This is a genomic window from Arthrobacter sp. LjRoot78 (assembly GCF_964254335.1).
Lineage (GTDB): Bacteria > Actinomycetota > Actinomycetes > Actinomycetales > Micrococcaceae > Arthrobacter.
Window position 1 is genome coordinate 4,287,334 of sequence record NZ_CAXUTG020000001.1, and the last position, 21,002, is coordinate 4,308,335.

A 21,002-nucleotide genomic window follows, 5' to 3' on the forward strand; every position below is an offset into this window, starting at 1 on the left:
TTGAAAACACCGCATGCCGATTCGCGGATGCGGGAACCACGAACGTTTCAAAAGCGTACAACGAGACCGGTCTGTCTGTCTGTAGCTGTATCCGAGTCGTAATGCTAAGCACGCGGCCTATTCCTCCACGAATTCCGCTGCCAGATGGATGTGGTTATCTGCCAGCCACACCGGGTTGAAAGCCTTGCTCAAATAGTTGCTGCCGGCGTCGGGCGCTATTGCCACCACCACCGAGCCATGCGGCGCGGCGCGCGCCACCCTCAGGGCGGCGGCCACGGCAAGCCCGGAAGAGGGCCCGAGGGACAGGCCCTCTTCGTTCAGCAGCCGGTGCTCCGTGGTGTACACCTCGTTGTTCGGAACGCGGAGGAAGCGGTCCACGACGCTGCGGTCGAAAATTTTGGGCCATTCGGCTTCCGGCCAGGAGTTCCCCACGCCGTCCACCAGGATCTCCCCGGGATGGCCCCCGCTGTACACCGAACCAACGGGATCCGCGGCGATCACCTCGACGTGGCCGCCGGTCTTTTCCTTCAGGTACCGGCCGTTGCCGCTGATGGTTCCGCCCGTGCCGATTCCGGCCACGAAATGGGTCACTTTCCCGGCCGTCTGCTGCCAGATCTCCGGCGCGGTCCCTTCGTAGTGGGCCCGCGGGTTTGCCGGGTTGTCGAACTGCTGAGGCCGCCAGGCGCCCGGGTTCTCGGCCGTGATCCGCGCCGCAACGGCCCGTGCGTTCTCCGGCGACTCCGACGGCGCCGTCCAGTCCGTCACCACCACCCTGGCGCCGTAACGGTGCAGCGCGGCGAGTTTCTCGGATGAGATGGTGTCCCCGGTGACCACCACCACAGGATGCCCCGTCAGCGCGCCGATGAGCGCCAGCCCGATCCCGGTGTTCCCCGAGGTGCTCTCCACAATGGTTGCCCCCGGCCGGAGCTCACCGCTCCGCTCAGCCGCGCGGACCATGCTCAGGGCCGTCCGGTCCTTGATGGAGCCGCCCGGGTTATCCGATTCGAGCTTGACGTACACAGTGCTGCCGAGGCCTTTGGAGAGGACATCCAGCGGCACCAGCGGCGTGTTTCCCACCTGCGCCAGGACAGCTGCGGCGTCCGCCGCAACATCAGCGGCCTGAACCGCGTGCCTGCCTGTCATGATGCTCATCGTTGCCTTTCCGTGCTGCCGGCGGGGCCGTCGTCGAATGCGGCGCCCAGGAAGCCGGCGCCTAGGAAGCCGTCCAGTTCTACGGAAGCCTGTTCTACGAGCGCTGCCGCCGGCAGATGCCGGGCCAGGAGGCCGGACAGACGGGCGACGACGGCGGCAGTCCCCTTTCCGAGCGGCCGCACCGCACGGGCTTCCGCCCCGCCCAGCAGGTACGCGGCGGTCAGAGCCTCGATCGCGAGCAACTTCCCGGCGGCGTCCACGGAACGCTCCAGCAACTGGAGGGCCAGCGGCGCCAGGGTGGAGTGGTCTTCGATGTCCGCGGAGAGCGTGGGCGCCCCCAGCGTGGCCGGCGCCGCGAGGACCTTGAGCTCGGACAGCAGGCCGGCCGCCGAATACCAGAGCAGCCCGGGCAGTTCTTCGGGCTCCAGCGTGGCTCCGTTCCTGGCAGCCTCGAGGTGCCGCTGGCGGATCAGGCGCTGCGGCGGGTAAAGCTTGGCAATCCGGCGTTCGCTGCTGATCCCCAGATGGGCCAGTCCCAGGCGCAGCGCCTCGAATGCCAGGGCCAGCTGCATGGGCTGGAAGTTCCCGCCGGACACCATCCGCCCGGAGCCGACGTCGGTGAGCGGGTTGTCGCCCCGGCCGTTGAGCTCCACCTCCAGGGCGTCTTCCAGAGAAGTGACCTGCCACCGGACAGCACCGTGGGTCTGGGGCGCCGCCCGGAAGGACAGCGCGTCCTGCACGGAAACCTTCCGGGTGTGGTCCTCCAGCCAGCCTCCCTCCAGGAGCCCCAGCACGTGGGCCGCCGTGACCGCCTGACCGTGCACGGCTTTGGCAGCCTGCACCGCTGGCGAAAACGGGCTGAGGTTGCCCCCGCCGTCATGCCTTGCCGTCGCCTCAAGCGACAGCGCGAGCGCCGTGTCGGCAAGATCGGCGAGCCGCAGTATGCGGTGCAGCACCAGCGCGCCGACACCGATGGAATAGGAGTTGGAGCTGACCAGGGCCAGGGCCTCGCCGGGCGCCAGTTCCAGCGGAGCCAGCCCGGCGTCGGCCAGCGCCTGCCCGCCGGGCACCAGCTGCCCGTCCGCGCTGACAGCCTGGCCCTCCCCGATGGCGACGGCGGCCACTGCGGCCAGGTGGGTGAGGTCGGCGGAACCAACGGATCCTTCGCGGGGGACGGCGGGGACCACACCCCGGTTAAGCATGTCAGCGTAGAAGCGGGCTGTTTCCGGCCGGACTCCGGAGCCGCCGCGGCTGAAGCCCACCAGCCGCGCCAGGATCACGGCCCTGACCTCGTCGGCGCCCAGCAGGTCCCCCACGCCGCTGTTGTGGTACCGCACCACCTGAACCTGGTAGGCAAGGATCGACTTCTCTTCCACAGCGGTGTCCCGCCCGGAGCCCAGCAGCGTATTGAGTCCGTAGACGCGGTGGCCGGAGTCGATGGCCTGCTCCACCACCTCGCGCGAGCGCCCGATCATTTCCAGGGCGTCCGTGCTGAGGACGAACTTCACGGCCGGGTCAGCCGCGGCCTCGGCGATGTCCCTGGCACGCAGGTGCGCCGTACCGATCAGGAAGTTGCCGCTGCCGTTGCCCATCGGACTAGAAGTCCAGCAGGTTCCGGCGGAAGCCGCCGTCGCCGTAGCTTGTCCGGAGCAGCCCGCGGCGCCGCAGCACGGGCGCCAGGCGGTCCAGCACCCCGTGAACGGTGGCCGGGTCCACGAAGCCGGAGAACAGGAACCCGTCTCCGCCCACCGTGGCCCCTGTCTCCTCGAGGTAGTCCGCAATGTCCTCGGCGGTGCCGATGATGCTGTCCCCGGCGCCGCCGCTGCGCGCCTGCAGGAGCTGGCGCAGCGTGGAGCCGGGCGGACCGGCTTTGGTGAAGTGATCCAGGGTGCCCTGGTTGCTGTTCGTGGTGAGTTCGGGGAGCGGGGCGTCGAGGTCGAACTGTTTGAAGTCGATGACGGAGAGATACGAGATGGAGTTCAGCTGGCTGTCGATGTCGCGCTGCGTGAGCCGGCGCCGCTGCTCCCGGAGTTCGTCCGCTTCTGCCCGGGACCCAACCACGGTGGGTTTGAGGACGAACAGCACCTTGACGTCGTCGGGGTTCCTCCCTGCCGCTGCCGCCTCGGCCCGGATCGAGTCCCGGTAGGCCTTCATGCCGTCCGCACCCCTGGCCAGGGCGATGGCGACGTCCGTGTTGGCACCCGCGAACGCTTTGCCGCGCGGGGATGCCCCGGCCTGCACCAGCACCGGTTCCTCGGGTAGCGGCGCGGTGTTCAGCGGTCCGCGGACCTTGAAGAACTCGCCGTCGTGGTTGATGGGGTGGACCTTCGTGTGGTCCGCGAAGACGCCGGCGTCCGCGTCCTCCACAATGGCGTCCGGCTCCCAGCTGCGCCAGAGCTTGCGCACCACGTCCACAAATTCCTCTGCTTTCTCGTAGCGGAGGTCGTGCTCGATCTGCTGGTCCAGGCCGTAGTTCTGCGCGGCCAGGTCACTGCCGGAGGTCACCACGTTCCAGCCCACCTGGCCGTTGGAGAAATGCTGCAGCGTGGCCAGCAGCCGGGCCGCGGTGAACGGCGGGTAGAAGGAGGCGCTGACTGTGGGAACAATGCCCAGGTGTTCCGTGGCGGAGAGCAGGTACGGCACCAGTGCCAGCGGATCGTGCTTGGGCGCGAACGACGCCTGCGCCAGCGACACCTCGGCGCTGCCGCCGTAGGTGTCCGGCACCGTGAGGGAGTCTTCGATGATGAACAGGTCCAGCCCGGCCCGCTCGAATTCGCGCACGGCATGCTGGTACAGGGCGGGCTTTTTCCAGTCGTAGCCGATGCCGTAGCCTGGCGTGCCCCAGCCCTGGACGCCGAAGCCGTGACCCACAAACCAACCGAAGTGCAGCATGGGACTGACTGTATTCCCGTTCGATCCATTCACGGCTGCCTGATTTCATCCGGCGTTACAGCGGTTCATCTCCCGTCATTATCCTCCCGGCAGGGTCTTTTGTAACCGCAGTACGGGGTCACGCACGGGTCACTGGAAACACGGGGCCAGCACCGCTTTCAGCCCTCTCCCGTTACGGAAGATGACGACGACGGCGGTGCAGGCCGCCGTCGTAAGTGTTACGTTTTTGGGGAGTAATGAGAACCGGTGCCAAGCCCTGACTGGCCGGTCGGCAACCCTCCTTCCACGGCGGGGTGCCTCAGGTGAATACTCGGCATATCGACCCATTCGAGCTGCAAGCGTGAGAGAAGGAGATCCGTCGTGTCTGACGCACCCGCCCCACTGGCTCCGGCCACCGAACCGGCCGCCGCCGGCCAGGAACTACCGGCCCAGGACCTGCCCCAGGAAAAGCTGGCCTACCGGCTCATCACCGGCCCCGATGACCGCTCCTTCTGCGAGCGCATCTCCGCAGCGCTGGCCGATGGTTATGTTTTGCACGGGAGCCCGGCGGCCACGTTCAACGGCACCAGCGTGATCGTGGCGCAGGCCGTGGTCCTGCCCGCAGCCATCGCCAGCTCGGACGCCGCGGTGGCAACCGCCGTGGACGAACTTGAGTTTGACCTCGACTTCCCCGGCGAGGGTTTCGAGGGCCACGCATGAGCTACGCCGGAGACCTGAGCCCCCAGGACGCCTGGGCCAAGCTGGAACAGGGCGCAGTCCTGGTGGATGTCCGCACCGAAGGCGAGTGGGCCCACATCGGCATCCCGGACACGAAAGCCACCGAAAACGATCCCCTCTTCATCCAGTGGACCTTCCCCGGCGGCATCCCCAACCCGGATTTCATTCACCAGCTGAAGCAGCAGGCACCGGAGGACACCGGCGTTGAACTGGTGTTCCTCTGCCGTTCCGGCGTCCGCTCGGTCGCCGCGGCAATCGCCGCCACGCAGGCCGGCTTCACGGCCTACAACGTCCTCGAAGGCTTTGAAGGCGAACCGGACCGTTATGGCGAGCGCACCGTCAACGGCTGGAAGAACCGCGGACTACCCACCAACCTCGGAAAGAACTAAGTGACTTTCAATCCCGACGCCGCCGGCTGGAACCCCGACACCCAGGCTGTCCGCGGCGGCCTTGACCGCACCAACTTCCAGGAGACGGCCGAGCCGATCTTCCTCAACTCCGGCTTCGTGTATGAATCCGCGGCAGCCGCCGAACGCGCCTTCACGGGCGAAGACGAACGGTTCGTGTACTCCCGCTACGGCAACCCGTCGGTGGCGACGTTCCAGGAGCGGCTCCGGCTGCTCGAGGGCACGGAGGCGTCCTTTGCGACGGCGTCGGGCATGTCCGCCGTCTTCACTGCCCTCGGTGCGCTGCTGGCCGCGGGCGACCGCGTGGTGGCTGCCCGCTCGCTGTTCGGCTCCTGCTTTGTGATCCTGAATGAGATCCTGCCCCGCTGGGGCGTGGAAACGGTGTTCGTGGACGGCCCGGACCTGGAGCAATGGCGGGCCGCGTTGGCGGAGCCGACGACGGCGGTCTTCTTCGAGTCGCCGTCGAACCCGATGCAGGAGATCGTGGACATCGCCGCGGTCAGCGAACTGGCCCACTCGGCCGGGGCGACGGTCGTCGTCGACAACGTCTTTGCCACTCCCCTGCTGCAGCGCTGCGGCGAGCTCGGCGCGGACGTGATTGTGTACTCCGGCACCAAGCACATCGACGGCCAGGGACGGGTGCTCGGCGGCGCCATCCTGGGCACCAAGGAGTTCATCGACGGCCCGGTCAAGCAGCTCATGCGCCACACCGGGCCTGCACTGTCCGCATTCAACGCCTGGGTGCTGACCAAGGGCCTGGAGACCATGGCCCTGCGCGTCAAGCACTCCTCCGCCTCCGCGCTTCGCCTGGCCGGATGGCTGGAGGAGCAGCCGGCCGTCAGCTGGGTCAAATACCCGCTGCTGAGGTCGCACCCGCAGTACGAGCTGGCCGCCAAGCAGATGAAGGCCGGCGGCACCGTGCTCACGCTGGAGCTCTCACCGTCCGCCGGGCGTTCGGCGAAGGAGGCCGCCTTCGCGCTGCTGGATGCGCTGCGGATCATCGACATCTCCAACAACCTGGGCGATGCCAAGTCGCTCATCACCCACCCGGCCACCACGACGCACCGCGCCATGGGGCCGGAAGGCCGAGCGGCCATCGGGCTCAGCGACGGTGTGGTCCGGTTGTCGGTTGGACTCGAGGATGTCGACGACCTCATCCGCGACCTGGAGCAGGCACTCAAGCAGATCTGACCGGGTCTTCTGTGACGACCGTGTCTGCAGTGCCATGATGAAGGCGTGCCCTTCTTTGGTGACATTGCTTATGGTGATGCCGGGCTGTCCCGGAACCGCGCCCAAGCCCGTGCCCGTGCCCGGGCAGCCGCGGTGCTTCTGATGCTGGCAGCCGCGGCCACCGCAGTATCGGGCTGCGGTTCGGCCGGAGCCTCAGATCCGGCCAGTACGAGTGCGCCGGCGTCCCAAAGCACCTCCACGCCGTCGTCGCCGCCGTATCCGTCCTCGCCGCTTGCCACGTACGAGTGACCAAGCCGGACTCGTGCCGGGATAACAACGTCTGGCAGGTGGGGCAGACGGACTGAATCGCCAGCCGCGGCGCCGAAGGTGCAGAAGTACCGGGTCGGATTTCGGAGTAGCTCCGGCTAGCCCCAGAATGCGTCGCCTTTCGCAGTGTCCTGGAAGAACTCCCGCGCCTCGGTAATCTTGCCGTCAGCCACCCGGAATGCGATTGCGCCGTCCTGGTCCAGGGACCGGCCGCCGGTCTCTGCTCGGTTGTGCTGGACCGCAACGGTGTTGGTTTCCCCGCCGATGATCTCCTCAACGGTCACCTTCAGGTTGCCTCCGGAACGCGTTCCGAGCTCACCGAAATAGGCCAGGATGGCGTCGCGTCCCTCCTTCTTTCCGGACAGCACGCCGTCTCCGGCAACGTGCCAGACTGCGTGCTCCGCGAACATTTCGCCAAGGGTTGCCATATCGCCTGCACTGAATGCCTCGTATCCGCGCCGGACCAGTTCAACATTCTCCTGGGTTCCCATTTCGGGTACCTTCCCGTCTTCGTCGTCGGGTAATTCTCGGACGGTTCAAGGCTATTCCCGCGGAATTTGATTGTCGATGAGTTAGGTGTCGAGCTCCCAGTGCAGGCGGATCGCTTCGGCGATGGGACCGGCCGCCACATCCACCGTGAAGGCCACAGGTGCGGTTCCGGTCTCTTCAATGACGGTGTCGTGGTAGACCCGGCCGCAGGCAGGGCACAGCGTGTAAAGGTCCTCATCCCCGGGCCAGGCCGCGAGTCCCTCCGGCACGGGAGTGCCCTCGCCGAGGTGGACGGGCATGCCTTCGGAGTTGGCCTGGATCAGCCCCTCGTCGCTGACGGTGTTTCCGCAGACACAGGTGATGGTGGTGACATCATGGCCGGCGACTGTGGCGAATTCGGTTTCCATGGCGCGCTCCGGGGTAGTAGGAACCTGATCAGGACTGGCGGACGCGCAACAGCACCGGCGCCTTCTCGCGCGCGGTGATGGCTTCAGCCGGGCGCATGCTGACATCCACCGCGTGGGCCACCACGGCAGCCAGCCCGGCGGCTGCGTCCGAGCTGGCCGCCAGGCCCTCCTGCATGGCACGGCGCTGCTGTTCCGAGCCCGTGCCCCGGTCCAGGACCCTGCGCATGCCTTCGCGGGCCAATTCCAGCTCGCCCTGTTCGGCCAGGACGGGCGCCACGTAGTCCACCAGTGCCTCCACTACTTCAGCGGCCGGTGCCGGGCGGAACGTGCCGAAATCGAGCAGGTCTCCCCGAAGCCCGCAATTGCTGGCCTGCCACGCCGCCATCCTGAGGAGCACTGTGGGTACGGGGGCCGGGTCCACACCGGCCCGCCATTCCCTGCTGGCCGATTCCACCAGACCGCGCACAAGGACGGCGATCAGGGCCGCGTCCTCGGCATGCAGGCAGACGTCTGCCACCCGGACTTCCACGGTGGGGTGGTTCCGGGAGAGCCGCGCGTCGAAATAGATCATGCCTTCATCCAGCAGCACGCCGCTGTCGAGCAGCCGGGTGACCACGCGGCGGTACATGGAGTGGGTCCCGAAGATCTGGGACGGGCCCGACGTCGGCCAGCGGTTCCACGCCTGCGTGCGGTAGCTTTCGAAACCGGTCTCAACGCCGTTCCAGTACGGCGAGTTCGCGCTGAGCGCCGTGAGAACCGCCAGCTTGTCCCGGATCCGGTCGATGACGGCGACGCCTTCCTCAGCCGATTCGACGAAAGTGTGGACGTGGAAACCGCAGGTCAGCTGCTCATGGACGGTGAGGCCGAAGCGCTCCTGCATGGTGGCATAGCGGGGGTTCGGCGTGGTGTGCGTTGTGGAGGCAATGGGCGATGTTGCCAGCGCTGCCACGCGGGCATTGTGTTTCTTCGCGGCGCTGTCCGCCAGGGCACGCCCCTGGCGGATCTGCAGCAGCAGCTCCTCATAGTCCAGGCACGGGCGCGTCTGCGTCTCGATCTGCTCAAGTTTCAGCTCGGCAGTCAGCCCGGTGTCGCTGTCGTTACGGGCTGGATCGTGCGGGTCCGGAATCCGCGGTTTGTCCGGAGCGTCGTCGGCAGCGAGCTTCCGCCCTGTCAGGAGGGCGTCCGCCAGCGCCAGCGGCTCCCCGGTCACGGGGTCCACAATCAGCAGCTCTTCCTCAACCCCGAAAGTTCGCATGCATACATTGTGCCCCCGTGGCGGGCGGTTAGACAGGCGCCGTCACATAGCCGTCGTTTAGTCCTGGAAGTACTCGATCTTCGCGCCGATGGTGTTGAGGCGCTCGGCCAGGTCCTCGTACCCGCGCTCAATCACGTAGATGTTGCGCAGCTCCGAAACCCCGCGGGCGGCCAGCATGGCCAGCAGGATGCACGCGGCCGGGCGGAGGGCCGGCGGGCAGCCCACTTCGGCTGCGCGCCACCGCGTGGGTCCGTTCACGTAGATCCGGTGCGGATCCAGGAGCTGGACGCGGGCTCCCAGCTTGTTCAACTCGGTCAGGTAGATGGCGCGGTTCTCGTAGACCCAGTCGTGGATCATGGTCTGGCCTTCCGCGTTGCCGGCAATGACGGCGAAGAACGGCAGGTTGTCGATGTTCAGGCCGGGAAACGGCATGGGGTGGATCTTGTCCGTGGGGGCATGCAGCGCGGAAGGCTTCGTGGTGACGTCCACCAGCCGGGTGCGGCCGTTGCGGGCAAAGTATTCCCCGGAGATCTCCAGTTCCTGGCCCATCTGCTCCAGGGTGGCGAGCTCGATCTCCATGAATTCGATGGGAACCCGGCGGATGGTGACCTCGGAGTTGGTCACGATGCCGGCGGTGATCAGGCTCATCGCCTCGATCGGGTCCTCGGACGGGAAGTATTCGATGTCGACGTCGATGGACGGCTGCCCCGTGATCTTCAGCGTAGTGGTCCCCACGCCGTCGATCTCCACTCCCAGGCCCTGCAGGTAGAAGCAGAGGTCCTGGACCATGTAATTGGGGCTGGCGTTGCGGATCACTGTGGTGCCGCGGCGGTGGGCGGCCGCCATGATGGCGTTTTCGGTGACCGTGTCACCGCGTTCGCTCAGCACGAAGGTGCGGTTGTCGCCGTCGGCCGGAGGTGCCTGCACGGAATAGAAGCCGGACGTCGCTTCCACCGACAGGCCGAACTGGCGCAGGGCCTGCATGTGCGGCTCCACGGTGCGGGTGCCCAGGTCGCAGCCGCCCGCGTACGGAAGCCGGTACTCGGCGGATTCGTCCAGGAGCGGCCCCAGCAGCATGATCACGCTGCGGGTGCGGCGGGCCGCCTCCACGTCCATGGAGCCGAGGTCCAGGACGGCGGGGCGGCGGATCTGCAGATCGTTGGCATTGAGCCAGGTGCATTCGACGCCGATGCTGGTGAGGACCTCCACGATCCGGTTCACTTCCTCGATCCGGGCCAGCCGGCGCAGCGTGGTGGTGCCGCGGTTGATGAGGCTCGCGCAGAGAAGGGCCACGCCGGCGTTCTTGCTGCTGTTCACGTCCACCGACCCGGACAGCGTGCGGCCGCCTTCCACCCGGAGGTGCGTCATCTGCGGCCGTCCCACCTTGACGATGCTGCGTCCCACAATTGCTTCGAGCCGCTGGATCATCTTGAGGCTGAGGTTCTGCTTGCCCTGCTCCATCCGGGCGATGGCGCTCTGGCTGGTGCCCAGCTCGCCGGCAAGCTGCCCCTGGGTCCAGCCCTTCTCGGTGCGGGCATCGCGGAGCAGCAGGCCTACGTGTTCAGCAGTCTCTTGAGTCATAAGACGAAAATATCACCCATGAGCTATTAAGCGGCGCGAAACGCCGGAAACTGCAGTTGAAGTCACAGAATACCCACTTCGTGCGATATGTCGGTGACGTGTGGCCTATTTCTGCTCGAGAAACACCATGTTCCAGGTTCCCGCGCTGACGGCCGCCCATACGGCCGCGGCCGCAATCAACAGCCCGCCGAGGACCACCCAGACGTCCAGGGTGCTGTACGTGGACTCCCGCGCCCACGTCCGCTGCGCACCGCCGAACCCCCGCGCCTCCATCGTGACGGCGAGCCGGGACGCCCGGCGGACGGCCTGGACCAAGAGTCCGAAGCTCTGCCCCAGCGTTGCCCGGAGCCGCTGCACCGGGCTTCCGTGCGAGCCCACGCCGCGGGCGCGCCGGGCCATGCCGATGGTCTGCCATTCCTCAGCCATCAGGCCCACGAGCCGCATGGCGGCCAGAGTGCCCAGCACGAACCTGTGCGGCAGCCTGGCCTTCTGGGCGAGGGCGTCCGCCAGGTCCGTGGGATCCGTGCAGCTCATCAGCAGCACCGCGGGCAGGGCGATCGCCACTCCCCGCAGCAGGAAACCCAGCCCCAGCTCCAGCGAGCCTTCGCTGATGGACCAGATGCCGACGTCGAGCAGGATCCTTCCAGTGTCCGGCGCCAGGATCGAGGTGCTCCAGCCGCCCAGCGCCGCCGCCAGGATCAGCGGCCAGCCGCGCTGCCAGAGCAACGCGACGGTCAGTCCGGCCAGCGGGAAGAGCAGCAGTTCGAAAGCCAGGGCCACGGAGGCGGACACCCAGTCGATGGACAGCGCCAGCACCACGGTCATCAGCATGACGACGGCGAACTTGGCCAGCGGATTGGCCCGCGTGAGCAGGGCGTGGTTCGCGGTTAGGGTCAAGGCGTCCCTCACGGTGCTGCCACCTCCGGGTTGCGCAGGCCCGGTTCCTGCCCGGCGAATTTGAGTTCGGGCGCACCCAGTTTCAGCTCGGTGCCGCCCAGGACGTCGCTGAACTCCTGGTCGTGGGTCACGGACACCACGGCGGTGCCGGCGTCGAGCAGTTCCGACAGGAAGGACGCCAGCTCCGCCCAGGTGTTGGCGTCCTGGCCGAAGGTGGGCTCGTCCAGGATCAGCACCCGGGGATGGGCGGCCAGCACGGTGGCCACGGACAGCCTGCGCTTCTCGCCACCCGAGAGAGTGTAGGGGTTCGCGTCCACGAGCTTGGTCAGCCGGAGGCGCTCCAGGAGTTCATCCACGCGTTCCTCGCCATGGCCAAGATGCCGCGGACCGAACATCAGCTCGTCCAGCACCCGGCCGGTGACGAACTGATGCTCCGGTTCCTGGAACACGGTACCGATCCGCGCGATCAGCTGCTCCGCCTTCCACTTGTACGGGTCAATGCCGGCGCCTTCGCTGAGGTCCACCGTGGCGGAAACGTTGCCGGCCACCGGGCGCAACAGCCCGGCGAGGGTCAGGGCAAACGTGGACTTGCCGGATCCGTTCGGGCCCGTGATGGTCAGCGCCTGCCCGGCCCGGACCTGCGCCGTAATGCCGGATTGCACCGGTACCGGCGGAACCGCCTTGAACCGGCGCCGGCGTGGACGTTCGCGGGAAACGGCTAGGCGCTCCGCGGCCAGCAGGAGGTTCCCGTTACCGGGCACACCCGCGGCCGCCGGCACTCCCGCGCCGTTCACTCCCGCACCGTGCGCTCCCGCGGCACCCACCAGTGCGGCACCGGACCGTGCCCGGGTGGCGGGCACGTACCCGGGCACCCAGACGCCGGCGGCAACGAGCATGTCCCGGGCTTCTGCCAGGACCTGGTCCGGCGGCCCGTCCAGGAGCACTGCGGAATCCGTGGCCGAACCCGGCTGCAGCACCACGATCCGGTCCACCAGGTCTTTCCACACGCCCACCCGGTGTTCCACCACCACCAGCGTTGCCCCGGTCTTGTCCAAGCACCGGCCCACGGCGTCCCGGACCTCCAGGACCCCTGCGGGGTCAAGGTTGGCGGTGGGCTCGTCGAGGAGCAGCAGTCCCGGGCGCATGGCAAGGATGCCGGCGAGCGCCAGGCGCTGCTTCTGTCCGCCGGAAAGGGCCGACGTCGGGTGGTCCAGCGGCAGGCGGGCCAGCCCGACGTCGTCGAGCGCTTCTCCCACGCGTGTCCAGATGTCCGCACGAGGCACGGCAAGGTTCTCGGCGCCGAAGGCGACGTCGTCCCCCACGCGGGAAAGGACCACCTGCGTCTCGGGGTCCTGCTGCATCAGGCCGGCGCGGCCGCGCTGTGCACGCGGCGGGGCGCCGTCGATCAGGAGGGTGCCCGTCTCGTCTGAGTCGTCGGCGTCCGGCACGCCCTCGTGGTGGGCGCCGGCGTCGCTGTCGCCGAGCACGCCGGCGAGGGCGTGCAGCAGCGTCGATTTGCCGGCGCCGGAGGGGCCCAGCAGCAGCACGCGTTCGCCCGGCTGAATGTCCAGGTCCAGGCCGCGGACGGCGGGCCGGGACCGGCCGGCGTGCCGCCAGCCCCAGCCGCGTGCCGTGACCGCTGCCGGGCGGACGTTGTCCGAAGATGTCATGAGCGGGGTGCGTTCGTCAGGAGAAGACGGGCTCCGTTGCTGCCTTGCGGGAGGCAAAGGAGCTGAGCACACCGGTCCGGGCCAGGCCGCGGGTGGCGACCCAGGACAGCGCACCGGCAATGATGGCGCCGGAAATGGCGGTGAAAATGATGTAAGCGAGCTTGTCGCCGGCAGCGTAGGCGATGTTCCAGCCCCACGGAGCGAACGAGTCGTTCAGGCCGCAGAAGAGGCCTGCACCGGCACCGGCCAGCAACGAAACGGGCAGGTTGAACTTCTTGTAAACGAACACCGCGAAGATGATTTCGGCGCCGAGCCCCTGCACGAAGCCGGAGAACAGCACCGAGGCGCCGTACTGCGAGCCCATGATCAGCTCGCCGGTGGCAGCCACCGTTTCACAGAACAGGGCGGCTCCGGGCTTGCGGATGATCAGCATGCCCAGGACGGCGGGAATCATCCAGCCGCCGGCGATGAGGCCGGTCAGGGGCGGGTAAACGGCGTTCATGGCCGGCGAAACGGCGGCGGCCCCCTGGGACCAGGCCCAGAAAATGACGCCGCCGGCCACTGCGATCAACGCAGCCACCACAATGTCCACCACGCGCCAGGTGTACTTGCTGTGCGGCAACGCCTGCTTTGCAGAAATATCAGTCATGTCGTCCTCCTGAGGTACAGGAGGGGAGAGTGTTTCCCGGCCAGGGCCGCGGCTTCCGCCGCCTGCTGCCGGACACTCTGAGAACTCGACTCCCTTGCGCCGGTACTAACCGGATCAGGTTCGAGGGTCTGCGGCTGCCCGCACTCTCAGCGCCCGCCTCCGGTTCCTGGACTGCTCCAGTGACCCCGACGGCGACGCTCCCCTGTCGTATTAATTCGCCCTTATGGGCGTGGCTCAGTTTACACCCGCAGGCCCGCGAAATCCCGGGGCCGACTGTCACAATGCGCGGTGATGGGGGCGGGCTGATGCGGCTAGGCTAGGGGAAGCCCTGTTTCCGCCGTCTCCCACCTGTAAGGGGTACTGGAATGAGTTTTTTCATCAAGCTGCTTGGAACCGGAGTGAGCCTGCTGGCCGGATTCGCCGGCACGAAGGCCGTTGACGTCGTCTGGGAAAAGGTCACCGGCCGCAAGCCCCCCAAGGGCGACAAGAACGACGTCCCCACCACCCTGCGCAGCGCCCTGACCTTTGCGCTGATCTCCGCGGCTGTCAGCGCCATCATCCAGGTCCTGGCCAACCGGGGCACGCAGCGTGCCATCACCCGCTTCGCCAAGAGCCAGGACATCGTCTAGGCCCCAACCTTCCTACGGGGTCCCCCTAGGCTGGGGCGCCGTCATCGGCGGGACCGTCGTCGTGCGCTGCGCGTTTGTCCGGGTCCTGCCTGCCTGAGTCCTGCCTGCCCGGGTCCTGCCTATCGGCGGTTTTCTTGTCCGCTGCCTTCTGCACCACGGCCTCCAGCTCGTCCGTCGTCAGCAGCTCCCTGTGCAGGTGCTTGGTGCGGTAGCCGGCCCGGCCCACCATGTGCGCGGACACGGGAACGGTGAGGACCTGGAAGATCCACGCCACGAACAGCACGGGCCACACCCACCAGGTCCGCAGCTGCAGGCCAACCGAAGCCAGCAGCAGGAATAGGCCCAGCACCTGCGGCTTGGTGGCGGCGTGCATCCTGCTCATCAGGTCGGGGAAGCGCAACAGGCCAATGGCCGCGCCGAGGGACATCACGGCGCCCACCACCATAAAAACGGCCGAGACTGCGTCAATGATGGTGTCGACGGCGGATGGTTCAGGATTCATTGGGGTGCTCCCGCCGGTCGGCCACGAAGCGCGCCACCGTGACGGACCCGATGAACCCGATGATGGACAGCGCCACCAGCAGCATCAGGTTGTTCAGGTGCCGGTTCACGGCCATGTCGATGCAGAGCGTGGCCCCGATGATGGCCAGCAGCACGTCCGAGGCCAGCACCCGGTCCAACAGCGACGGGCCGATGGCGATCCGGACAATGGCGCCCGCTGCCGCCAGTGACAGGATCACGGCCGTTACGGTCAGGACGACTTCCATCATGCGCCCACCTCCTGTTTCAGTGCGGCCAGTTCTTCACGCGTGCCCATGATCCTGATCAGTGCTGCCTCGGCATCCCGGACTTCCTTGCGCAGGCTCACGATGTCCTCCCCGCTCCGCACGTTCAGCCCGTGGATGTAGAGCGTGGACGTGGAGCGGTCCACCTCCACCACCAGTGAGCCGGGAATCAGCGAGATGACGTGGCCGGTGGCAGTGACCATCAGGTCCGAATGGCTGCGGAGCTGGACGGCGACGACGGCGTTGGTCACCTTGGGGCCGCGGGCCACTGCCAGGTACAGCACCTGGCAGCTGGCGGCCACCACCTTGCCAAGGAAGACGATGGCAAACGGGACGGCACGCACAATGCTGAACCGGCCGCCCAGTTCCACCGGGGGCAGGTAGAACAACCGCGCCACCACCACGGCGATGAGGGCGCCGAACAGGAGGTTTCCGGGGCTGAAGTCCTGCCACAGCGCACACCAGACAAACACGAGCCAGACGAGGAGGGGCAGTTCCTGCCGGATAGAGATCCGTCGGCGGTTCATTTCTGGCCCTCCGGCTGCGGGCCTTCCGGCTGCGGGACCGCAGGTTCAGGCTGCGCGATCGGGGGCACGGGAGCGTTTTCGCCCAGCACCGCCTGGATGTAGGAGGACCTGTCCAGCATGTCCACGGCCGACTGGTCCGCCACCCTGAAGAGCGGCCCGGCGAAGACGGTGAGCGCCACGCCGAAGGCAACGAGCCCCAGGGTTGATCCCACCATGGTCCGCGGCAGGAGCGTGACGTTGCGTTTGCCCGCCCGGTCGCCGGTGTCGGAGTCCTCGGGGGCCGCCAGCAGCACGGGGTCGGGGTTCTCTGCGTCCTCGGGCTTGCGCCAGAATGCGCGGTTCCACACGCGGGCGACGGCAAGGAGCGTCAGCAGGCTGGTCACGACGCCTCCGACCACCAGGGCGTAGGCCAGCGGGGTGCCGAGCTGCACGCCGGCCTGCAGCAGCCCGAGCTTGCCCAGGAAGCCGGAGAACGGCGGGATTCCGGCCAGGTTCATGGCGGGTATGAAGAACAGCAGGGCCAGGATCGGGGACAGCTTGGCCAGGCCGGCCACCCGGTCGATCGACGAGCTTCCGCCGCGGCGTTCGATCAGGCCCGTGACCAGGAACAGGCTGGTCTGGATGGTGATGTGGTGGGCCACGTAGAACACCGCCGCGCCGAGCCCTGCCACGGAGGACATGGCAAGCCCGAACACCATGTAGCCGATGTGGCTCACCAGGGTGAATGAGAGCAGACGCTTGATATCGCTCTGAGCCAGGGCACCCAGGATTCCCACCACCATGGTCAGCAGTGCAGCCACCATCAGCGGGGTGTTCAGCGAGTCCCCCGGGAAGAGGAGCGTCTCGGTGCGCACCATCGCGTAAACGCCCACCTTGGTCAGCAAGCCGGCGAACACGGCCGTGACGGGGGCCGGCGCGGTGGGGTACGAGTCAGGCAGCCAGAAGGACAGCGGGAAGACGGCCGCCTTGATGCCGAAGGCCACCAACAGCATCACGTGCAGCAGCATCCGCGTACCGGAGTCCAGGTCTGCGAGCTTGATGGCCAGGTCCGCCATGTTGATGGTTCCGGTGGCCCCGTAAATCATGGCGATGGCGATCAGGAACAGGACGGACGACACCACGGAGACCACCACGTAGGTCACGCCGGCACGGATGCGGGGGCCCGTTCCTCCGAGCGTCATCAGCACGTAGCTTGCCGTCAGCAGGATCTCGAACCCCACGTAGAGGTTGAAGAGGTCCCCGGACAGGAACGCGTTGGACACCCCGGCCACCAGGATCAGGTAGGTGGGGTGGAAAATCGAGAGCGGTGCGTCCTGGTCGCCGTCGGCCATGCCCTGGCCGGTGGCGTACACCAGCACGGCGAGGCTGACCGTGGAGGAGACCACCAGCATCAGGGACGAGAACTGGTCCACCACCATCACGATGCCCCACGGGGGCAGCCAGCCGCCGATGTTGACGGCAGCCGTTCCGCCGTCCCAGACGGAGGCCAGCAGCACACACTCCAGGAGGAGGGTCAGCGCGAGCAGCGTAATACTGACGGCCCGCTGGGCCCGCGAGTGCCGGATCAGCACGAACGTCAGGGCGGCACCGAGGATGGGAAGTACGACGGCGAGCGGGGCAAAGCTTGCGATGTTCACTTCACGCCTCCTTCCGGGCCGGGGGTCACGTTTTGGGAGCCGGGCTGCTCTTCCGCGGCGGCGTCCTTGGCTTTGATCGTGCGGGCGCCCGCCTTCACGGTCGCGCCACCGTCCCCGGGGCCGGAAACGCCCGAGTCGGAAATTCCCCTGCCGTCCGAGCCGATCATTGTCAGCGGAAACTCGGAGGTCTCCACCGGAATCTCGGAGTCGTCCTCGGCATCGAAGCTGGGGGTTTCGGCGACGCGGATATCTTCCACGTCGTCCTGGATCTCATCGCGGCGGGCCAGCACCCAGGTTCGGTAGATGATGCCCAGCATGAACGCGGTCACCGCGAAGGAGATCACGATCGAGGTCAGGATCAGTGCCTGCGGGAGGGGGTCGTTGTAGTCGCGGGGGTCCGTGTCCTTGCTGAACATGGGCGCCAGGCCGGCGTAGCCGCCCGTGGCGAGGATCAGCAGGTTGGTGGCGTTGGCCAGCAGCATCAGGCCCAGCAGCACCCTGGTGAGGCTGCGTTCCATGATCAGGTAGATGCCGCAGGCATAGAGCGCGCCCATGACTGTCAGCAATGTCAGGTTGACGCTCATGCCTTCCCCCTCCCGGTGGTTTCGGCGGGAACGCCTTCGGGTTCCTGCCCTTCGGTCTCGCCGGCGGGGTCTTCTTCAAAATGTTCATCGATTTCGGCGCCCAGGCTGCGCAGCACGTCCAGCACCAGGCCCACCACCACGATGTAGACGCCGATGTCGAAAATAGTGGAGGTGACGAACTTGATGTCGCCGAATACCGGCAGCCATAGTTCGATAATGGCGCTCTGGAAAACCTGCCCGCCCAGCAGCAGCGGCACCACCCCGGATGCCGCGGCCGTAGCCAGCCCGATGCCCAGGAGCGTTCCGGCGCCCACAGGGGTGGCCTCCCGTAGTTCAAAGCGGCCGCCGGCAAGGTACCGGATGGTCAGCGCGAGCCCGGCCGTGAGTCCGCCGGCGAAGCCGCCGCCGGGAAGGTTATGGCCGGCCAGCAGGAGGTAGACGGAGAACACGATCATCGAGTGGAACACCAGGCGCGTCACCACTTCGAAGATGATGGAGCGGCGCTCGGGAGCCATGGTGCGCCCGGCCACCAGCCAGGCATCCCGGGTGGATGCTGCGAACTTGCGGCTCAGCGCCAGTGCAGCGCTGTCACGCGAGCTCTGGCCTGCGGCGGACCGCCGCCCCACTGTCCCCTCGGCCACGGACGTCGAGGCGCGGATACCGTCGCCGCGTCCCTTCACGAAGATGAGGCTCGCCACGCCGGTGGCGGCGAGCGCCAGCACGGAGATCTCCCCGAAGGTGTCCCACGCCCGGATGTCGACGAGGGTGACGTTGACGACGTTCAGTCCGCCGCCGCCTTCATAGGCCAGCCGCGGGAACTCCAGCGCGACGGGGGTCGCAACCCGTGCACCCATGGCGTAGATGGCCACGAAGATCATGGTGACTCCGAACGCCACACCGATGATCACGCGGATCACCCGGTACTTGCCACCGGTGCGGTCGCGGAGTTCGGCCGGCAGGCTGCGCATGGCCAGGACGAACGCCACCAGGATGATGGTTTCCACCAGCATCTGGGTCAGGGCGAGGTCCGGTGCACCCTGGAGTGCGAACATCAGGGCGATGCCGTAGCCGGTCACGGAGACCATCAGCACCGCGAGGAACCGCTTGTTGGCCCGGACGGCCGCCAGCGCACCGATCACGATGCCGGCACCGGCCACCAGCTGCAGCGGCGAATTGGGATCGATGAAGTACAGGCCGTCGGGCAGTGGCTTCCCGGCAATGAGCAGCGCGGTCAGCGGAAGCGCGAACGCCACCGTCAGGATCACTGCGAGGTAGAAGAACAGCGAACCACGCTGCGTGCGTCCCGTAACCCAGACGGCAACGTCGTCCAGGGCGCCGATCGTCATCTGGTAGGCGCGGTCGCCATCCACCCACGCCGGCACGCGGCCCTGGGCACGGGCAACGATGCTGCGGCCGTAGAACATGGCCAGGCCCAGAACGAAGGTGATGGCCGTCAGGCCGAGTGCAGGGGTGAGGCCGTGCCACAGCGCGAGGTGCCCCGCGGCGCTGGCCGGATCCCCGCCGTCGTGCACGAACTCCGCAGCGTACGGCTGGATCCACGCGTCCACCGGTGCCGGCCACAGGCCGTAGACGATGGTGAGGAGGCTCAGCAAGGCCGGGGCGGCGAGGAAGGACGGCTTGATGGCCTTGAACGGTGTGGGCTCGATGCCCGGTTTCGACGCGAAGGCGCCCCACATGAAGCGTGCGCTGTAGGCGAAGGTGAGGATGGACCCCAGGACCAGCCCTGCGAGGACCACCATGCCCCAGGCACCGGAATCCGATGCCGTGCCGTAGTGCACGAAGGCCTCGAACACCGATTCCTTCGCCACGAACCCAGCGAGCGGCGGGATGCCGGCCATCGAGGCGGCACCGATGGCCGCGACAACCGCCAGTGCACGTGAGGACGTGTAGACGCCGGACAACTTGCGGAGGTCACGGGTTCCGGACTGGTGGTCGATGATGCCCACCACCAGGAACAGGGTGGCTTTGAAGAGCCCGTGGGCCAGGAGGAGGGCCAGCCCGGCCAGCGCCGCGTCCGGCTTGCCGAGGCCCACCACCATGGTGAGGAAGCCCAGCTGGCTGACCGTGCCGTAGGCAAGGATCAGCTTGATGTCGGTCTGCCGGAGCGCGCGGTACCCGCCCACCAGCATGGTGGCCAGGCCCAGCCCCAGCACCATGGGCAGCCAGTACGCCGTTTCGGCGAACCCCGGCGCCAGCCGCGCCACGAGGTAGACGCCGGCCTTCACCATGGCCGCGGCGTGGAGGTATGCACTCACCGGGGTGGGCGCCGCCATGGCACCGGGGAGCCAGAAATGGAACGGGATCAACGCGGACTTCGTCACGGCACCGATGAGGATGAGGACGACGGCGGCCGCTACGGCCCCCGCTGCCGGCCCGGTCGCCAGCCCGGGGGCCAGCTCCAGGATGGACGAGATCCGGTAGGTTCCGGCGCTGAAGCCCAGGATGATGAGGCCCACGAGCATGGCCAGGCCGCCCGCGGTGGTGACCATCAGGGCCTGCAGGGCCGAGCGCCGGGCGGACAGCCTGGTGCGGGCGTAGCCGATCAGCAGGTAGGACAGGACGGTGGTGAGTTCCCAGAAGATGAACATCAGGAGCAGGTCATCGGCCGTGACCAGGCCGAACATCGCCCCGGCAAACGCCAGGAGCTGGGCGCCGAAGCCGCCGAGGTTGCTGTCCTTGTTCTTGAAGTAGCGGGCGCAATAGACGAGCACCAGGGCGCCCACGCCGAGCACCAGCAGGGACATTATCCAGGCCAGCGGGTCCATCCGGAACGCGAGCTCGATCTTGAGCTCAGGAATCCAGGGAAGGAGCTCGGTGACCGCGCTGCCCGTGGAGGAGTGCGCCGCCTGGCCTGCCGCGACCTGGTACACGGCACCGTGCTGAAGGAGGAGCCAGACAAACGAGCCTGCGGGGACCGCGGCCAGCGCGTAGAACGAGTTCCTGCGGAATTTCCTGAAGAGAAACGGCGCCACAGCGGCCACCGCGAAATGCACGGCAAGGACTGTGATCACAGGTATCTCCGCAACGTCAGGATTTCGATTGTCAAAAGTTGGAGCAGGCGGTCATTCGTCAGGTTCGGTGCAGACAGTTTATCAAGCGGATGCAAACACTTTTGCCAGCGACCCGTCCGCTGAGCCGCGGATTCCCCGTGGCGCCGGGGAATTTCCACCGCCCCTTCACTCGCCGTTTAGCTAGGGGCGGATAGC

Annotated in this window: 21 protein-coding genes and 2 riboswitches; of the genes, 5 read left to right on the forward strand and 16 right to left on the reverse strand. The window is 67.4% G+C overall.

Annotated elements, in window-relative coordinates; all coding sequences use genetic code 11:
* Positions 1-117: 117 nt before the first annotated feature.
* Genes ACSQ1X_RS19955 through ACSQ1X_RS19965 form a run of 3 tightly spaced genes read right to left on the reverse strand, consistent with a single transcriptional unit; the run spans position 118 to position 4,044 of the window.
* Complete coding sequence (locus ACSQ1X_RS19955; RefSeq protein WP_436059006.1) at positions 118-1,152, reverse strand: PLP-dependent cysteine synthase family protein; 1,035 nt, start codon at positions 1,150-1,152, stop codon at positions 118-120.
* Positions 1,149-2,744: an aromatic amino acid ammonia-lyase gene (locus tag ACSQ1X_RS19960; RefSeq protein WP_436059007.1), complete on the reverse strand. Its 1,596-nt coding sequence runs from the start codon at positions 2,742-2,744 to the stop codon at positions 1,149-1,151. The genes ACSQ1X_RS19955 and ACSQ1X_RS19960 overlap by 4 nt, the downstream gene beginning before the upstream one ends.
* A 4-nt stretch (positions 2,745-2,748) precedes the next feature.
* Positions 2,749-4,044, reverse strand: coding sequence for an NtaA/DmoA family FMN-dependent monooxygenase (locus ACSQ1X_RS19965; RefSeq protein ID WP_436059008.1), 1,296 nt, complete (start codon positions 4,042-4,044; stop codon positions 2,749-2,751).
* A 232-nt stretch (positions 4,045-4,276) separates the two neighbouring features.
* Positions 4,277-4,391: riboswitch (SAM riboswitch) on the forward strand.
* A gap of 34 nt (positions 4,392-4,425) precedes the next feature.
* On the opposite strand from ACSQ1X_RS19965, the gene ACSQ1X_RS19970 reads away from it, so the two are divergent.
* From ACSQ1X_RS19970 to ACSQ1X_RS19985, 4 genes are read left to right on the forward strand one after another with little or no spacing between them, the layout of a single operon-like run.
* Positions 4,426-4,743: a DUF1737 domain-containing protein gene (locus ACSQ1X_RS19970; RefSeq protein WP_436059372.1), complete on the forward strand. Its 318-nt coding sequence runs from the start codon at positions 4,426-4,428 to the stop codon at positions 4,741-4,743.
* The gene (locus ACSQ1X_RS19975; protein WP_055806997.1) at positions 4,740-5,150 is read left to right on the forward strand and encodes a rhodanese-like domain-containing protein; all 411 of its coding nucleotides are present in this window, start codon (positions 4,740-4,742) and stop codon (positions 5,148-5,150) included. Before ACSQ1X_RS19970 ends, ACSQ1X_RS19975 begins: the two co-directional genes overlap by 4 nt.
* On the forward strand, positions 5,151-6,359 hold the full coding sequence (locus ACSQ1X_RS19980; RefSeq protein WP_436059009.1) for an O-succinylhomoserine sulfhydrylase: 1,209 nt from the start codon (positions 5,151-5,153) through the stop codon (positions 6,357-6,359).
* A gap of 45 nt (positions 6,360-6,404) precedes the next feature.
* Positions 6,405-6,647 (forward strand): hypothetical protein, encoded by a 243-nt coding sequence (locus ACSQ1X_RS19985; RefSeq protein ID WP_436059010.1) that lies wholly within the window; start codon positions 6,405-6,407, stop codon positions 6,645-6,647.
* Positions 6,648-6,763: 116 nt separating this feature from the next.
* Here ACSQ1X_RS19985 and ACSQ1X_RS19990 read toward each other — a convergent pair whose 3' ends face one another.
* From ACSQ1X_RS19990 to ACSQ1X_RS20020, 7 genes are all read right to left on the reverse strand, one after another.
* Positions 6,764-7,156: a nuclear transport factor 2 family protein gene (locus ACSQ1X_RS19990; protein ID WP_436059011.1), complete on the reverse strand. Its 393-nt coding sequence runs from the start codon at positions 7,154-7,156 to the stop codon at positions 6,764-6,766.
* An 81-nt stretch (positions 7,157-7,237) separates the two neighbouring features.
* Positions 7,238-7,561, reverse strand: a complete 324-nt coding sequence (locus tag ACSQ1X_RS19995; protein WP_028270955.1) for a hypothetical protein — start codon at positions 7,559-7,561, stop codon at positions 7,238-7,240.
* Positions 7,562-7,589: 28 nt separating this feature from the next.
* Entirely contained in the window at positions 7,590-8,816 is a 1,227-nt protein-coding gene (locus tag ACSQ1X_RS20000) for a glutamate--cysteine ligase 2 (RefSeq protein WP_436059012.1), read from the reverse strand.
* A 57-nt stretch (positions 8,817-8,873) separates the two neighbouring features.
* Positions 8,874-10,397: a UDP-N-acetylglucosamine 1-carboxyvinyltransferase gene (locus ACSQ1X_RS20005; RefSeq protein ID WP_055807013.1), complete on the reverse strand. Its 1,524-nt coding sequence runs from the start codon at positions 10,395-10,397 to the stop codon at positions 8,874-8,876.
* A gap of 105 nt (positions 10,398-10,502) precedes the next feature.
* Complete coding sequence (locus tag ACSQ1X_RS20010) at positions 10,503-11,306, reverse strand: energy-coupling factor transporter transmembrane component T family protein (protein ID WP_436059013.1); 804 nt, start codon at positions 11,304-11,306, stop codon at positions 10,503-10,505.
* On the reverse strand, positions 11,303-12,964 hold the full coding sequence (locus ACSQ1X_RS20015) for an ABC transporter ATP-binding protein (RefSeq protein ID WP_436059014.1): 1,662 nt from the start codon (positions 12,962-12,964) through the stop codon (positions 11,303-11,305). Before ACSQ1X_RS20015 ends, ACSQ1X_RS20010 begins: the two co-directional genes overlap by 4 nt.
* A gap of 16 nt (positions 12,965-12,980) precedes the next feature.
* Positions 12,981-13,613: an ECF transporter S component gene (locus ACSQ1X_RS20020; protein WP_055807022.1), complete on the reverse strand. Its 633-nt coding sequence runs from the start codon at positions 13,611-13,613 to the stop codon at positions 12,981-12,983.
* A 73-nt stretch (positions 13,614-13,686) separates the two neighbouring features.
* A riboswitch (TPP riboswitch) is annotated at positions 13,687-13,827 on the reverse strand.
* Positions 13,828-13,978: 151 nt separating this feature from the next.
* On the opposite strand from ACSQ1X_RS20020, the gene ACSQ1X_RS20025 reads away from it, so the two are divergent.
* Entirely contained in the window at positions 13,979-14,242 is a 264-nt protein-coding gene (locus ACSQ1X_RS20025) for a DUF4235 domain-containing protein (RefSeq protein ID WP_055807026.1), read from the forward strand.
* A gap of 25 nt (positions 14,243-14,267) precedes the next feature.
* Here the strand turns inward: ACSQ1X_RS20025 and mnhG are convergent, their stop codons facing one another.
* The 6 genes from mnhG to ACSQ1X_RS20055 are packed head-to-tail and all read right to left on the reverse strand — an operon-like array spanning position 14,268 to position 20,807.
* The gene (gene mnhG / locus ACSQ1X_RS20030) at positions 14,268-14,744 is read right to left on the reverse strand and encodes a monovalent cation/H(+) antiporter subunit G (protein WP_436059015.1); all 477 of its coding nucleotides are present in this window, start codon (positions 14,742-14,744) and stop codon (positions 14,268-14,270) included.
* A complete protein-coding gene (locus ACSQ1X_RS20035) occupies positions 14,734-15,012 on the reverse strand; it encodes a monovalent cation/H+ antiporter complex subunit F (protein WP_028270962.1) in 279 nt (92 codons plus the stop codon). The genes mnhG and ACSQ1X_RS20035 overlap by 11 nt, the downstream gene beginning before the upstream one ends.
* The gene (locus tag ACSQ1X_RS20040) at positions 15,009-15,554 is read right to left on the reverse strand and encodes a Na+/H+ antiporter subunit E (RefSeq protein WP_436059016.1); all 546 of its coding nucleotides are present in this window, start codon (positions 15,552-15,554) and stop codon (positions 15,009-15,011) included. The genes ACSQ1X_RS20035 and ACSQ1X_RS20040 overlap by 4 nt, the downstream gene beginning before the upstream one ends.
* Positions 15,551-17,191: a Na+/H+ antiporter subunit D gene (locus ACSQ1X_RS20045; protein ID WP_436059017.1), complete on the reverse strand. Its 1,641-nt coding sequence runs from the start codon at positions 17,189-17,191 to the stop codon at positions 15,551-15,553. The genes ACSQ1X_RS20040 and ACSQ1X_RS20045 overlap by 4 nt, the downstream gene beginning before the upstream one ends.
* The gene (locus tag ACSQ1X_RS20050; protein WP_436059018.1) at positions 17,188-17,775 is read right to left on the reverse strand and encodes a Na(+)/H(+) antiporter subunit C; all 588 of its coding nucleotides are present in this window, start codon (positions 17,773-17,775) and stop codon (positions 17,188-17,190) included. Before ACSQ1X_RS20050 ends, ACSQ1X_RS20045 begins: the two co-directional genes overlap by 4 nt.
* Positions 17,772-20,807 carry a Na+/H+ antiporter subunit A gene (locus ACSQ1X_RS20055; protein ID WP_436059019.1) on the reverse strand — a complete coding sequence of 1,012 codons (3,036 nt, stop codon included), beginning with the start codon at positions 20,805-20,807 and terminating at the stop codon, positions 17,772-17,774. The genes ACSQ1X_RS20050 and ACSQ1X_RS20055 overlap by 4 nt, the downstream gene beginning before the upstream one ends.
* Positions 20,808-21,002 lie beyond the last annotated feature (195 nt).

What these genes read in the sequence shown, in the direction of transcription:
- ACSQ1X_RS19990 (WP_436059011.1), bottom strand. Translation starts at nt 7,156, where the DNA reads ATGGGAACCCAGGAGAATGTTGAACTGGTCCGGCGCGGATACGAGGCA.
- ACSQ1X_RS20035 (WP_028270962.1), bottom strand. Translation starts at nt 15,012, where the DNA reads ATGATGGAAGTCGTCCTGACCGTAACGGCCGTGATCCTGTCACTGGCG.
- ACSQ1X_RS20005 (WP_055807013.1), bottom strand. Translation starts at nt 10,397, where the DNA reads ATGACTCAAGAGACTGCTGAACACGTAGGCCTGCTGCTCCGCGATGCC.
- ACSQ1X_RS20025 (WP_055807026.1), top strand. Translation starts at nt 13,979, where the DNA reads ATGAGTTTTTTCATCAAGCTGCTTGGAACCGGAGTGAGCCTGCTGGCC.
- ACSQ1X_RS20000 (WP_436059012.1), bottom strand. Translation starts at nt 8,816, where the DNA reads ATGCGAACTTTCGGGGTTGAGGAAGAGCTGCTGATTGTGGACCCCGTG.
- ACSQ1X_RS20040 (WP_436059016.1), bottom strand. Translation starts at nt 15,554, where the DNA reads ATGAACCGCCGACGGATCTCTATCCGGCAGGAACTGCCCCTCCTCGTC.
- ACSQ1X_RS19955 (WP_436059006.1), bottom strand. Translation starts at nt 1,152, where the DNA reads ATGAGCATCATGACAGGCAGGCACGCGGTTCAGGCCGCTGATGTTGCG.
- mnhG (WP_436059015.1), bottom strand. Translation starts at nt 14,744, where the DNA reads ATGAATCCTGAACCATCCGCCGTCGACACCATCATTGACGCAGTCTCG.
- ACSQ1X_RS19960 (WP_436059007.1), bottom strand. Translation starts at nt 2,744, where the DNA reads ATGGGCAACGGCAGCGGCAACTTCCTGATCGGTACGGCGCACCTGCGT.
- ACSQ1X_RS20050 (WP_436059018.1), bottom strand. Translation starts at nt 17,775, where the DNA reads ATGAGCGTCAACCTGACATTGCTGACAGTCATGGGCGCGCTCTATGCC.
- ACSQ1X_RS20020 (WP_055807022.1), bottom strand. Translation starts at nt 13,613, where the DNA reads ATGACTGATATTTCTGCAAAGCAGGCGTTGCCGCACAGCAAGTACACC.
- ACSQ1X_RS19965 (WP_436059008.1), bottom strand. Translation starts at nt 4,044, where the DNA reads ATGCTGCACTTCGGTTGGTTTGTGGGTCACGGCTTCGGCGTCCAGGGC.
- ACSQ1X_RS20015 (WP_436059014.1), bottom strand. Translation starts at nt 12,964, where the DNA reads ATGACATCTTCGGACAACGTCCGCCCGGCAGCGGTCACGGCACGCGGC.
- ACSQ1X_RS19975 (WP_055806997.1), top strand. Translation starts at nt 4,740, where the DNA reads ATGAGCTACGCCGGAGACCTGAGCCCCCAGGACGCCTGGGCCAAGCTG.
- ACSQ1X_RS19995 (WP_028270955.1), bottom strand. Translation starts at nt 7,561, where the DNA reads ATGGAAACCGAATTCGCCACAGTCGCCGGCCATGATGTCACCACCATC.